Origin of the sequence: Oscillatoria sp. FACHB-1406, from assembly GCF_014698145.1 — a bacterium.
GTDB lineage: Bacteria > Cyanobacteriota > Cyanobacteriia > Cyanobacteriales > Spirulinaceae > FACHB-1406.
On record NZ_JACJSM010000005.1, the window covers coordinates 39,203 to 52,490 of the forward strand.

The 13,288-nt window shown below is 49.1% G+C and carries 11 protein-coding genes; 6 read left to right on the forward strand and 5 right to left on the reverse strand.

All coding sequences use genetic code 11. The annotated features are described in order from the left end of the window. Nucleotide 1: 1 nt before the first annotated feature. Nucleotides 2-283 carry a hypothetical protein gene (locus tag H6G50_RS07130; RefSeq protein ID WP_190714698.1) on the reverse strand — a complete coding sequence of 94 codons (282 nt, stop codon included), beginning with the start codon at nt 281-283 and terminating at the stop codon, nt 2-4. On the opposite strand from H6G50_RS07130, the gene H6G50_RS07135 reads away from it, so the two are divergent. Then, nucleotides 282-431 carry a hypothetical protein gene (locus tag H6G50_RS07135; protein ID WP_190714700.1) on the forward strand — a complete coding sequence of 50 codons (150 nt, stop codon included), beginning with the start codon at nt 282-284 and terminating at the stop codon, nt 429-431. The genes H6G50_RS07130 and H6G50_RS07135 overlap by 2 nt on opposite strands. 50 nt (nt 432-481) lie before the next feature. Here the strand turns inward: H6G50_RS07135 and H6G50_RS07140 are convergent, their stop codons facing one another. The 4 genes from H6G50_RS07140 to H6G50_RS07155 form a co-directional block, all read right to left on the reverse strand. After that, nucleotides 482-1,489, reverse strand: coding sequence for a ribose-phosphate pyrophosphokinase (locus tag H6G50_RS07140; RefSeq protein WP_190714702.1), 1,008 nt, complete (start codon nt 1,487-1,489; stop codon nt 482-484). A 246-nt stretch (nt 1,490-1,735) separates the two neighbouring features. Beyond that, nucleotides 1,736-3,055: an NYN domain-containing protein gene (locus tag H6G50_RS07145; protein WP_190714703.1), complete on the reverse strand. Its 1,320-nt coding sequence runs from the start codon at nt 3,053-3,055 to the stop codon at nt 1,736-1,738. Between the two features lie 260 nt (nt 3,056-3,315). Continuing rightward, complete coding sequence (gene mutS / locus H6G50_RS07150; protein WP_190714705.1) at nt 3,316-6,006, reverse strand: DNA mismatch repair protein MutS; 2,691 nt, start codon at nt 6,004-6,006, stop codon at nt 3,316-3,318. 771 nt (nt 6,007-6,777) lie between these two features. Further along, nucleotides 6,778-6,936 carry a hypothetical protein gene (locus tag H6G50_RS07155; protein ID WP_190714707.1) on the reverse strand — a complete coding sequence of 53 codons (159 nt, stop codon included), beginning with the start codon at nt 6,934-6,936 and terminating at the stop codon, nt 6,778-6,780. Between the two features lie 43 nt (nt 6,937-6,979). Here H6G50_RS07155 and H6G50_RS07160 point away from each other — a divergent pair, with 43 nt between their 5' ends. The 5 genes from H6G50_RS07160 (at nt 6,980) to H6G50_RS07180 (ending at nt 13,201) form a co-directional block, all read left to right on the forward strand. Further along, nucleotides 6,980-8,779 (forward strand): iron uptake porin, encoded by a 1,800-nt coding sequence (locus H6G50_RS07160; RefSeq protein WP_190714709.1) that lies wholly within the window; start codon nt 6,980-6,982, stop codon nt 8,777-8,779. Between the two features lie 269 nt (nt 8,780-9,048). After that, a complete protein-coding gene (locus H6G50_RS07165; protein WP_190714711.1) occupies nt 9,049-9,444 on the forward strand; it encodes a hypothetical protein in 396 nt (131 codons plus the stop codon). Between the two features lie 161 nt (nt 9,445-9,605). Continuing rightward, nucleotides 9,606-10,646 (forward strand): glycosyltransferase family 61 protein, encoded by a 1,041-nt coding sequence (locus tag H6G50_RS07170; RefSeq protein ID WP_190714713.1) that lies wholly within the window; start codon nt 9,606-9,608, stop codon nt 10,644-10,646. Between the two features lie 207 nt (nt 10,647-10,853). Further along, nucleotides 10,854-11,993 (forward strand): DUF58 domain-containing protein, encoded by a 1,140-nt coding sequence (locus H6G50_RS07175; RefSeq protein ID WP_190714715.1) that lies wholly within the window; start codon nt 10,854-10,856, stop codon nt 11,991-11,993. 95 nt (nt 11,994-12,088) lie between these two features. Further along, nucleotides 12,089-13,201 carry an acyl-CoA dehydrogenase family protein gene (locus H6G50_RS07180; protein WP_347239900.1) on the forward strand — a complete coding sequence of 371 codons (1,113 nt, stop codon included), beginning with the start codon at nt 12,089-12,091 and terminating at the stop codon, nt 13,199-13,201. The last annotated feature ends 87 nt before the right edge of the window (nt 13,202-13,288 follow it).

Below are 13,288 nucleotides of genomic sequence, written 5' to 3' on the forward strand. Positions count from 1 at the left end.
ATTATAAAAAGACAAGACGTTCCGAGCGAGTTTCGACGGAATTGCAACAAACGGGATTTTGCTCGGTACAAGTCGAGAGATTGCCCCGTTTAAACTCGATCCGCCACTGCTGTCCGATTTTCCACGCAACGATCTTAGCGCCGCCCCAACGTGGATTGAGGGGATACCCAGCAAATCCCGCTCGCAAAGCGGGTAGATAACTCGATTTAATATTCGTGCGAACTGCCACGCCTTCCGACAGTTCGACAACGCGGGATACCTGATGCGCACTTCCCTTCGTCATGCCCTACCTCAACTTTCGACAGCAACTATTCCTATATGCTGCGATCGCCAGATACTTTCAGGAAGATCGAGAGAAAAATTATAACCCGGTTTTTCCGCCGCCTCATCCTAGCGTCGTCGAAACCGGGTATCTGCTGTTAATTTCTTGAGGAAGAAAGCTAGGAATAGCGCATTGAATTTAATCTCCGCCGATTTTCCTCTAGCGGAACATACTGCTAACCGAACTATCCTCATGGATGCGCCAAATCGTTTCGCCAATCAAATTCGCGACAGACAAAACTCGTAACTGCTCGAAATTTCTCGACTCGGGAACGGGAATTGTATTGGTTACGATCACTTCCTCAAATACGCCGCTTGAAAGGCGCTCGATCGCCGGAGGGGAAAACACCGCATGAGTTGCACAGGCATAAACTTGCCGCGCGCCGCGATCGCGCAACAAACGCGCGCCCTCTGCAATCGTCCCGGCCGTATCGATCATATCATCCACTAAAACCGCCGTTTTACCCGATACATCGCCGATGATATTAAGAACCTCAGCAACGTTGTGCGCTTGACGGCGCTTATCGACAATAGCTAAAGGTGCGTCGTTCAGCTTTTTCGCAAACGCCCGCGCCCGCGCCACGCCACCCACATCGGGAGACACCACCACGAGATCGGGCAAATTTTTGCTGAGTAGGTAGTCCAGAAGAACCGGAGAACCGTAGACATGATCGAAGGGAATATCAAAATACCCTTGAATTTGAGCCGAATGCAAATCCATTCCTACAATCCGGTTTGCCCCCGCCTGCGTCACTAAGTTCGCAACCAGTTTGGCCGTAATCGATTCCCGTCCTGCCGTTTTGCGATCCGCGCGAGCGTAACAATAATACGGTAGCACGGCGGTGATTTGCCGAGCCGAAGCGCGACGACAAGCATCAATCAAAATCAGCAATTCCATCAAGTTATCGTTCACCGGATAGCAGCAAGGTTGGATAAGATATACATCGCAACCTCGAATCGATTCCTGGATTTGAACGTAGAGTTCGCCATCGGCAAAGCTTTTACGGATCATCGGCCCGAGATCCATCCCCAGATAGCGAGCGACTTCTCGAGCCAGGGGGATATTCGCAGAACCAGAAAAGAGCCGAAGGCGGTTATTATCGGCAAGGGTGGCGAGCGACGATTGAAAATTTAATGGGGCAGTACGGATTGCGGTAGGCTGTTGCATCTCACTTTAGGACAATCTTAATCTTCCTCTTTTCAGGGTATTCTATGTGGATGAAAATTTACCAGCCAATATTGAAAGACTTCGGAATTCAAAATTTAAAATTAAAAATAGAGCATAACTTTACAGCTTGCCCCTTCTGATTCTAAAAAGTTCCTTTTGCATATAGTACAAATATATGTATTCCGTGTTTTTGCCTGCTGGAAAACAAGCTGGCGCTAAGTCGGCAATAGTACAAAGCAGGCTTGTCTATGGAGCCGTCGCAGCAACCCGATAAGATTTTCCATCTTTTTGTAGCTTGAAGTGCTGGGAGCTTTGCAAAAATTTAGTAAAGGTATTATCGAGTTGCAGGCGTTTCAAAACCTTTGTAACGCCTTCTCCGTATTGCTTGGAGAATTCACCGGCTAGTTTCTCAACCGAGGTAAACTCTCCCGGTTTCGAGGTTAAGTTTTTGATTGCTTGCAGGAGAATTTGTTCGAGTTGCCAAGCCGAGGAGATCGGTGAATTCTCGGAACTAGACTTTTCTTCTTCAGTCAGTATTGGGGCAGAAGGGTCGAAAGAAGAAGTGGATTGGCTTTGAAAAAACGTAACATAAAGTTCAGAACTTTCAGATGTTTTATGAACGACAAAACGTTCCGGACGCTCGATAAAAAAGTCCTTCGCTTTGTTGTCAGACCAATAATAGGAAACAACTTGACTAATCGTTAGTTTGTATCGGTCTCGAAAGTGTTGGGAAATATCCGAAAGCTTAACCCAAGAACTGCCCTTAGTATTCTGTTCGAGTTGGGTGATTTCTTCGATTTGGCGAACAAACTCTTCAATAGAAGGAAAATTGGCAATGGAAGCCAGTAAAAAAGTTTGCGTTTGGTTAGTTTGGCTGTTAAAAATTTCGAGGGAGTCGCCTTGTTTTTGAATTTGATAAATCCATAAGCCTTTCTGCTGGAGGTGATTGCAGAGATTGGTCATAATGGTATCGGAAGAACAAACCAACACTTCGCGAGCGTTGGGGTAGCGCTCGTGCAGCGAGGAACCGACCGCAATCATTTTACCATCGGCATGGTCGCGACCGCCGGGAACGTGCAGCAGGTCGTAACCGCGCGAGTGCAAGTCGCGATCGAGTTTTCCTAAACTTCGCCAATTAGCAAAAGCAATTTTCACTCTCAGAGGACAGCGACAAATTGAGGTTAAAAATTTTTCAGTTTTTGCATCGAGTTGGAGGTTTTCTGCATCTAAGAGCAAGATTGCAATGTCAGCACCTTCGCTTTGGAATAGAGTAAATCGGGAATGCAACGCGATAAGGAGTTGTTTTGCAATCTGCGATACAAAAAAAGGTTCGAGGAAGAGGGATTGTAGAAAGTGTTGCAGTTGCGCGATCGCTTGTTCTGGAGAATTTACCGGCTTAAGGATTGCTTTTAACTTTGCTTTCAGTGCCGACTGAGCGCGATCGCTAAACCAATCTACCGATCGGTATTTTTCCTGCAACAATTCGGGTTGGTTTTGGCAAACGAGTTGAATGACTCGCAGCACATCCTGAAAAATTAGGTCGAATTTTGGTGGAGTATCAATCATCGAAAATTTGACTTCATCTTCTTAAGGCCCAGTTATACTCTCAATCAAACGTGCATCTTACGCACGCAAAGGGCTATTTCGGTCAATCGGAAGTTGTAACGTGCGAAATCTTTAAAACTCTGTTATATATCAGCTATCTCCGTCTAAGCAAGCTGCCAGATTAAGTAAGAGCGATCGGCATCCTAACTATTCTGTCCGTTCAAAGTTTTGAGCTAATTTCGTAGGGTGGGCAGCGCCCACCAGCCTTAAGTCAGTGCCATTTATTCAAAAATATCTAATTGTTCGATCGCGTTTCGAGTTTCCATACCGCTTTCCGGCACATATTTTCCTTGAGGCTGCTGTTTTTGAATCCCTTTACGCAAGCCCAACGCAATTTTACTATGCTTTTCAATCTGTCCCATCACTTGTCGAGCGCGAGTAATAACTGAAGCGGGCAAACCGGCTAATCTTCCGGCTTCAATCCCATAAGAACGATCCGCACCGCCGGGACGAACTTGATGGAGAAAAATGATTTTATCGGGCAATTCTTTCACAGTTACTTGATAGTTTGCCACGTTCGCAAGGATCGAAGCAAGCTCGTTGAGTTCGTGATAGTGGGTCGCAAAAATCGTTCTGGCTTGAATTTCTGCGGCTAAATATTCTGCGACCGCCCAAGCAATCGAAAGCCCGTCAAAAGTCGCCGTACCGCGCCCGATTTCATCGAGAAGAATTAGGGACTTCGGGGTCGCATGATTGAGGATATTCGCCGTTTCATTCATCTCTACCATAAAGGTCGATTGCCCGGTGGCGAGGTCATCTACTGCCCCGACGCGGGTAAAGATGCGATCGCAAATTCCCAAAGTTGCTTTATCTGCCGGAACAAAACTGCCAATCTGCGACATTAATTGAATTAATCCCACCTGTCGTAAATAACAACTTTTTCCACTCGCATTCGGCCCGGTTAAAATGATTAAGTCGGGATGGGAGGGGGTGACGGGGAGAGGGGGTGAATCGACAGTGTTATCTTTTAGCGCTTGTTCTTCCTTAACTGATAACTGTTCCGTTCCCATTGCTGTGGAATTGGGAACGAAAAAACCCGCCGGAAGGGTTTGTTCGACAACGGGATGTCTGCCCCCTTGAATTTCGATAACGCGCCCTTCAGTCATAACGGGACGGCAGTATCCTTGCGTAACGGCAACTTCTGCGAGTCCGGCGAGAACGTCCGTAGCGGCAACCGCTTTGGCAATTTCACGGATTTCCTCGCTTTTTTCACTCACTCGATCGCGCAATTCGCAGAAAATCTCGTACTCTAAGTTATTTAACTCGTCGCGCGCGTTGAGGATGCGAGTTTCGCGTTCTTTCAGTTCGGTGGTAATGTAGCGTTCTTCGTTGGTGAGGGTTTGTTTGCGAGTGTAATTATCGGGGGCGAGGTCGGCTTTGCTGCGGGGGAGGCTGATATAGTAGCCGAAGGTTTTATTGTAGCCGACGCGGAGATTGGAAATACCAGTGCGATCGCGCTCGCTAATCTCTAAATTCGCCACCCATTGTTGGTCTTGCTCGAGCAGGGCGCGTCTTTCGTCTAAAATCTCACTGATACCGCCTCGAATCAAACCGCCTTCTTTAAGGTGTTGCGGCGGCGATTCGACGAGATGTTCGAGAACGTGATGTCCTAACGGTTCGAGTCCAGGGGGAATTTTATGCAGTGCTTTGAGATAGGGCGAGGAACCTGCGGTAGCGAGGCGGGAGAGTTCGGTTAATTTCACCAAAGATTGGGCTAAATTGGCTAAATCTTTGGCATGGGCGCGCCCAGAACCGACTCGCCCACTCAATCGCTCGATATCGTAGATTTGCCGCAGCATTTGCCGCAAGCTGTCGCGCAGTTCGGTGTTGCGAGTCAGTTCTTCGATAGTATCTTGGCGGGCGCGAATTCCTCTGAGATCGAGCAAGGGTTGCAGCAACCAGCGACGCAGGGCGCGCCCTCCCATTGCAGTAACGGTGCGATCGCACGCCCACAGTAGCGACCCATTATACGTGCCGTCGCGCACGGTTTGCAAGATTTCGAGGTTGCGGCGCGTTTGCGGGTCTAATAAAAGATAATCCGCGATCGCGTAAGTTTTTAAGGGAACTAAAGGAACGGGGTTATTTTTCTGCGTTTCTTCGAGGTATTCCAGCAATCCGCCCGCCGCCCGCACGCACAGGGGCAGATCTTCGCACCCCATACTTTCGAGCGATCGCACCCCAAACTTCATTAACAAGCGTTCTTTAGCCAGCCCGAGGTTAAAATGTTTCTGCGATCGCAGCGAGTAGCAAAAACAATCCGGCAATCCCTCCGGTAAAACCTCCGACTTCTCCCCCGGACGCAGCAACCCCACCGGATCCGGCGCATCCGTTGGCAGTAAAATTTCCGCAGGCTGCAAGCGCATCAACTCCAGCCCTAACGACTCCAGATCCCCCGAATGCGTCGTATAAAACTCCCCCGTCGAGATGTCTGCATAAGCTAACCCCCAATGCTGTTTCGCCAGCACCACCGAAGCGAGGAAATTATTACGCCGCGCCGATAGCATCGAATCGTCTACCAGCGTTCCAGGAGTCAGCAAGCGCGTCACCTGGCGTTCCACCATCCGCTTTTCAGCCGCCGCCTGCGCTGCATCCTCGGTTTGGTCGCAAATCACCACCGCATAGCCCTTCTCCACTAGCATCGCACTATAGCGATCGATCGCGTGATGCGGAACTCCCGTCATCGCCACCCGCCCGATTTCCTTCCCCGACTCCTTAGAAGTCATCATCAATTCCAGTTCTTGTCCGATGGTGACAGCATCCTGGAAAAAGCATTCAAAAAAATCGCCCACCCGATACAGCAGCAACGCATGGGGGTAAGTTTCCTTCACTTCCACGTAATGCTGCATCATCGGCGAAAGCTTCTCGCGGTCTATCTTACGGTAATCGTTGTGGGGATTAGCTTTGGTGGACATAACGGTTAGACGCGAATAACCCAGACAGCAACACTCGATTTTACCGCAATTGGCGATTGTGCCATCGAATCCAAAGCGCAGGCAATGTATCCTGCAACACTTGCGATTAAAATGCAATCTATTTATAATTCAATCTTGATACTTTTATCCTTTTTACAGGAGAATAGGTTACTTCTCGTCTGCGGCAAAAACCAAATTTAAAAGGAAAGGTATAAATTTGTATTCCCTTTCACCTTTTCTTGACAATGGAGAAGCCGGTCACTTTTTATCGGCTCGCTCTCTCGTGAAAAACTCAATTTCAGATCGCCTACAGGAGAAAGTTTAAGATTGGGTAATGTCCACATTAAGGGTTAAATCTATGGGTTTGAGAGATCCAAGCCGTATAATAAATTCAAATCAAACCGATGATTAATTCGCATTAAAAATCGCCAAAAGTTACTAGATATCTCTTGAAAATAACGGCAATTCTTGATAATATTTTTAAGATCGAGAATTAAAACAATTGCGAGTTGCAGTTTAGCGAGTTTAGCAAGGTAAGAACGCATAAATGTTGATTGTAGGTGGTATTCTGCCCACTCGCAGACTGAGAAGAGAACCGCTCTGCCCCATAAAACTTTCTTTTAAAGAGTATAAACGTATTAAGTATAAATGCTTATTTTGATGTTTAATTAATTAAATTAATTCTCAATAAGCTTTAAAATCTATTGAACCTATCATCAGCATAGTAATACTGCCCCCAAACTTGCTAGCGCTCGCTCGGTCGTAAGAAGCTTAACCCTGCTGAATTGCAGGGATGCTGGCAGTAGCGGTGACATCAATCTGCCATAACGTTTGATAAAAAAAAACAATGACTACTTGAGAAAAAGTCTGAATATAGATAAAGTAAGTAGCGGTGTGACCGAACAGCGATGGCAAAACCCGAACAACCATCGCTCGATAACTCAACTCAAAACTAGGTGTGAGGACTCCCAAAATGTCAAAACTGCTCTGGCAGATTCTAAAAACGGCTCCCCTTGCTGTGGGAAGCTCTGTACTACTCGCGAACGGTGCGATCGCGGCTCAAAACCCTGACGTTGCTATCCCCTCCGATTCCCAGAAATCAGTAGAACTCAACCTTGAAGCTGCGGCTGAGGTTCCCAAAGCTGCCGAACTCAACTTTGAAACGCCTGCTTCTGTTGAAGTTGCCAGCGAAATCGCTCCTGCAAATAACAGTTCCACCCTCGAGCAAATCGAAAGCTATAGCAGCGAAGGCATTGATAATTCCCTCGGACAAAGCGTGCAAGGCGCATCCAAATTTCGCGACGTGCGCCCCACCGATTGGGCATTCCAAGCCCTCGACGACCTCATCAAACGCTACGATTGCTTAGTCGGCTATCCCGATGGCACGTTCCGAGGCAACCGTCCCCTGTCTCGTTACGAATTTGCCGCCGGTTTAAACGCCTGCTTAAACCAAATCGAGCGCTTAATTGCCTCATCCGGTAGCGGTTTTGCGACTAAAGAAGACTTGGAAACCTTGCGTCGGCTGATGCAAGAATTTGAGGCAGAACTGGCAACCCTGGGAACCCGCGTCGATAACCTCGAAGCGCGTACCGCCTTCCTTGAAGACCATCAATTCTCCACCACGACCAAACTGAAAGGAGAAGTCATCTTTGCACTCGCGGATGTATTTACTGACCTCGACCAGCAATTTGATACTAACTTCAACCGTCAGATTGATGCTAGAGACAGCCGACCAAGCGGTGGCAATGCCATTTTTAGCGATCGCGTTCGCTTAAACCTAGAAACCAGCTTCACCGGCAAAGACTTGCTGCGCGTCCGCCTGCAAGCGCGCAATACCCCGAATATCATTCCCAGCTTTACCAACGAAGGTCGCTTGGGCTTTGATGGAGACAATGGCAATAACGTCGAACTGGACGACGTATTTTATCGCTTCCCAGTTTTCAACGATCGCGGTCGATTGCAAGTTTGGGCGAACGGAACCGAACTTAACGATATGTTCGATCCGATTAACCCCTTTGAATCCAGCGGTTCCGGCGCGCTTTCTCGCTTCGGTCGTTTCAACCCCATCTATCGGGCGGGCGGTCAAAATGCTGCGATTGCTCTAGACTTTAACGTAACCGATTGGCTCAACGTTGCCGGAGCCTATATGGCGGGCGAAGCTAATAATCCCGGGCCGGGTCAAGGTTTATTTAACGGAGACTATGCTGTTGCCGGTCAAGTCACGTTAAAACCTTTCGACGGTCGCATGAAAGTTGCAGGCTTGTTCGTTCACGGCTACAACGACACTGGCATTGATATGGGAACCGGTACGCGGGCGGCATCTTTCCGCACCGGGACACCCGTCGTCTCCAATAGCTACGGCGTAAACGTCAACTTCAACGTAACCGATACTATCTTTGTCGGCGGTTGGGGCGGCTACACCGCAGCGCGCGCCATTAATACTGGCGATGGCGACATCTGGAACTGGGCAGCTTATGCCGGTCTAAATGATTTAGGCGCGAAAGGAAGCCGCCTCGGTTTTATCTTCGGTCGCGAACCGTATTTAGCCGGTTCAGATCCTGCCATTGGAACCTTAAATGTACCGGGTTTAGGCAACAGATTAGGCAACCGCGCTGATGCCGATACCAGCTATCACTTTGAAGGCTTCTATCGCTTCCCTGTCAACAAAAATATCCATATTACGCCGGGGGTAATTGCGATTACCAATCCGGGCGGCCAATCGGTTAACGATACCCTGTGGATTGGCGTGTTGCGCACGACCTTCTCTTTCTAGATATCGAGTCGAGAGAAGACTCTCTCTAGCATTCCTCATATACCTTGCTTGAACCCTCCACTGCGAGGGTTTTTTATTGGTTCTGCGGATTCCTAGGATCGGTGATATTACATATATATTTGTAATACGACTGTTCTTATCGGGTATTTATTGCCTGAACTTATCGGCATCTACTGAGACTGCTGAAATTCTGATATGGAATCGGTCTTAGGGTGTATTTTTTTTTAAGATTTGTCCAATTTTTTTTTGAGATACCTTCTTCCTAAAGGATGGTTTACGAATTAAAAGACTCGCTTACGATCCTCCCTATAAATAACTATGCTCCTTACGAAGAAAATTTGAACAGGAGCGAAGCGATGAAGTCGCAAACCATTTATCCATACGGCATCATACTCATGAGATACAAACAATTTGTCAGGGAAATTCTACATCAGTTAAAAGTTCCAGAAGCCTATCGAACTATTGTCCGAAATTTTCCGTTCGAGTTAGCTATGGCAGAAGAGCGTAAGCGCCCGACTCGGGTTGCGGCTACTAGGGACTGGTTTGAAGAGCGTAGGGCGTTACAAAGCTCGCCCAGAGCCGCCTTCGCTTTAAAAAGTGTTGAGTCTTCAAGATTTGCGAGTAGCCGTAATTGGTTTAGAGAACGCGAATCATTAGCCCAGTAAAGATTGTCGATTTTTTACGATTGAATGCTGAAATAAGCATTCAATCATAAGTGGAGAGTTCTTCAGTAGTTTGTACGACACAGAGCGCTGAACTTCCTTGAAGAAGTCAGAAATTTTGTAATGCCCAGAATGCCCAGTTTTAGAATTGAATAGCAACAGGAATGTATCAAGAACTTCTTCAGCCCCACCTGATTAGCCGAGCGTTACCGAAAGGTTTTGAGTCTACAGTTCATTGGAAATTCAGAGAAGCTGAAAAGCACGATTCTCCACATACCTTTATAGCCGAACTGAAAAATGCTCGGGTCTGGGGGAGAAACGGTGCAGTTATAACCAGCGATAACTGCCTTCTAACCGATGTATCGAGGGAGTTTGGGGAAAAACCTCCGTGGGAGCATTCGATTTTTGAACGCTTGCAACTGCCCGAACCATACTTTTTAGATGGGACTGCTGTTGTTTTAAGTGCAGCCGGTGGAGAGGGTTACTTCCATTGGCTGTTAGAGGTTTTGCCGCGCCTCCACCTACTATCTTTAGCAGATATTTCCTTTGACTCTATCGATGCTTTCATCGTCAACAGTCAGGAAACCTCATACCAACAAGAGACGTTAGCACGGCTAGGGGTTCCTGCTGACAAAATCGTAACGAGCGATCGCTTTCCTCATCTTAAAGCCGAACGACTCCTGGTTCCCTCCTTACCTGGAATTACGGGCAACCCTCCTTCATGGGTGTGCGAGTTCTTACGCGATCGATTTCTGCCCGAAGAACGGTTATCCCCAACGAGACGAATTTATATCCAGCGCCCCCAAGAGGTCGATCGCCGTCGAGTGGTGAATGAACCTCAAACGCTGGAATTGTTAAGTCGGTTTGGCTTTGAACCTGTTAAGTTCGAGCTATTGTCCGTGGCAGAACAAGCGCGTATCGTTGCTTCATCGGAAGCGATTATCGGCCCTCACGGTGCGGGACTCAGCAATCTCGTTTTTGGAACCCCGAAAACCAAAGTCATAGAAGTTTTTAACCCCAGTTATGTCAACGTTTGTTTCTGGGCAATAAGCGATCGCATTGGTGCTGATTATTATTACCTACTCAGCGACGACCCCAAACCGAAGGAGGATGAGAATCCCTGTCTGCCAAAGGCTAACATCCGAATGCCGCTCGACCGATTAGAAAAAGCACTCGAGCAACTATTCTCTCGATCGCGCGTATAACGAGTTTGCTCAACCGCTTGCAGGAGTGAAGCGGAGGTGCTTTTAAAGGTTATCTTAAAACCAGGAAAGCAGGGATGCTAGTAATAGCGTTTCTGTATTCTCGCAAGTCAGAAAGGCGCTTATAATACGGACGGTAAGTAGTTGGAGAGCGCGTTGAAAGCCGTCTTGCTGCTTGCGGTTAACGGTTAGCGATCGCTGTTAGATAAAATGTGGCGAAATCTTCAGGAACGCTTAGAAACTCGATGGGTTAATCCGGCTTATGCGGGGTTAATGTTAGGGGGGGTTGCGCTCTGTTTTTTTGGGGCGGCTAGCAATACAATGGCCGGGTGGCTGTATGCGATCAGTGGCGGGATTTTTGCGCTGCTGTTGGTGAGTGCGATTCTGCCCCCGCGCGCGATCGCGTCGTTACGAGTGCGCCGTTTGCCGATCGCGCCGGTGAGTGCGGGCGATCGCATCGCCATAACGTTAGAGATTGAAAACCCCACCTCCCAAGCCAAGCACTTACTGCAAATCCGCGACAGTTTCCCACCGGAACTTGCTCCTAGCGAAGCGATCGCGATCGAAACTCTCCCCCCCCGAAGCATTCATCGCTGTCTATTTAACCCCGAAACAACCCGACGCGGCGTTTACCGTTGGGAAAGTGTGGAATTGAGAACGGGCGCGCCCTTGGGCTTATTTTGGTGCCGACGCGATCGCGCCGTTCCCGCCAAAGCGATCGTTTATCCCGTCGTTCTGCCCCTCAAACGCTGCCCCCTCATCGACACCCTCGGGCGCGAAGCCACCTTGCAAGCGGAAAGCGAACGCCGTTCCCAAATAGCCAATGAAGGGATTACCCGAACCCTGCGTCCCTACCGCCAAGGCGATCCCACCCGCCTAATTCACTGGCGCACCAGCGCGCGCTTGGGCGAATTTCAAGTCCGCGAACTCGAAATCGTCACGGGCGGACAAGAAATCTTTATCTGCCTCGATACGCCTGCAACTTGGCCTGCTGACGACTTTGAACGGGCTGCGATCGCCGCAGCATCGCTATACTTCTACGCCAGTCGAGCGCAGATGAACGTCAAACTCTGGACGGCAAGTACGGGATTATTACAAGGCGATCGTGTCGTTCTCGAAGCCCTCGCCGCCACGCAAATGGAAGAAGCACCCAGCCACGATTTGCCCTCCCGCCCCTTAATTTGGCTTTCCCCCAACGCCAACCGCATTGAGACACTCCCTCTCGGTAGTCGTTGGCTGCTATTTCCCGCCTCTACCGCAGTTGGCAGCCTAACCGCCGTTCCCGGAATCGCGATCGATCCCAAACAAGACTTAGCAATGCAACTGCAAAAATCCTCGAACCTTTATTAATGGATAGTGAAGGGTGAATGGTGGATAGTGAAGAGTCAATCCCCCAAAATCATTCAAAATTATCCATTATCCATTATCCATTATCCATTAATATCGTGCGTCCTGTCTCATCTCCTCTACCTTTACCCATCTCCGAACGAAAACTCCTCGATCGCGCCCAAACCTATTTGCAATCCTTTGTTGCTCGCCACGCCGCCGCGATTGACACCGATCCCGAAGTTTTGCGAGTCGCTTTGCAGGGATTAGGCGATCTCGCGCTCCTCGCCCTCAAAGTCCCTAGAGCTTGGCAAGGCGCAGAATTTAGCCTTTCCAACTATTACTGTTACCAAGAATCCCTCGCCCGCTATTCCGGAGCCTTAGCCTTCCTGCAAACCCAGCATCAAAGCGCGGGCGCATTAATCGCGCGCGGCACAAACGAATCCCTCAAACTCGAATTTTTACCCCGGATGGGGACGGGAAAAGTTCTTGTGGGCATCGCTTTTTCTCACTTGCGTCGCCCGGGCGAACCCATGCTGCGAGCAGAACCTACCCAAGGCGGCTATCAACTCAACGGACACATCCCTTGGATAACCGGCTATGACTTCTTTCAAGATTTTATTGTCGGCGCAACCCTCCCCTCCGGCGAAATTCTCTACGGTGCGATGCCATTACGCGAGATGGTGCAACCGAGTGGCGGCAAGCTGAATTTCTCCGCCCCCCTACCCTTAATTGCAATGGAGTCCGCCCAAACCGCGAGCGCGAGGGTAGATGAATGGTTTTTGCCCGAAGAGCGCGTCGTCGCCATTCGCTCGCCGAATTTTCTCGGCGAACAAGACCGAAAAAATGTTTTGTACCCCAGTTCCTTAGCCCTCGGATGCGCTCGAGGGGGGCTAGATCTCCTGCAAAAGGTCAGCCAACAGAAGGAACTTCCGTTTCTGGAAAAAGCCTACAATGCCCTCGATCGCGACTGGGAAGACTGCCGCCAGCAGATTTTTGACGTTTTAGCCTCCCAAGACACGCGCTTCGAGTTACGGTTGGAACTGCGCTCTCGCGCGATCGACCTCGCCGGACGTTGCGCCCGCGCTGCCGTCATTGCCTCGGGCGGTTCTGCTAGCACGCAATCTCACCCCGCCGGACGCATTTACCGGGAAAGCCTTCTTTTTGCCGTCTCCGGGCAAACCCCCGACCTTATGGAAGCCGCTCTCGGTCAGTTGTTGCCTTCCCTGTGAATGTCAAGAAATGTTCATAATTTGCCCGGAGTGTAGCGATCCCGCCTTAATTCTGTAACAAACTTCTTAAAAAATTGAGCTTTAGTG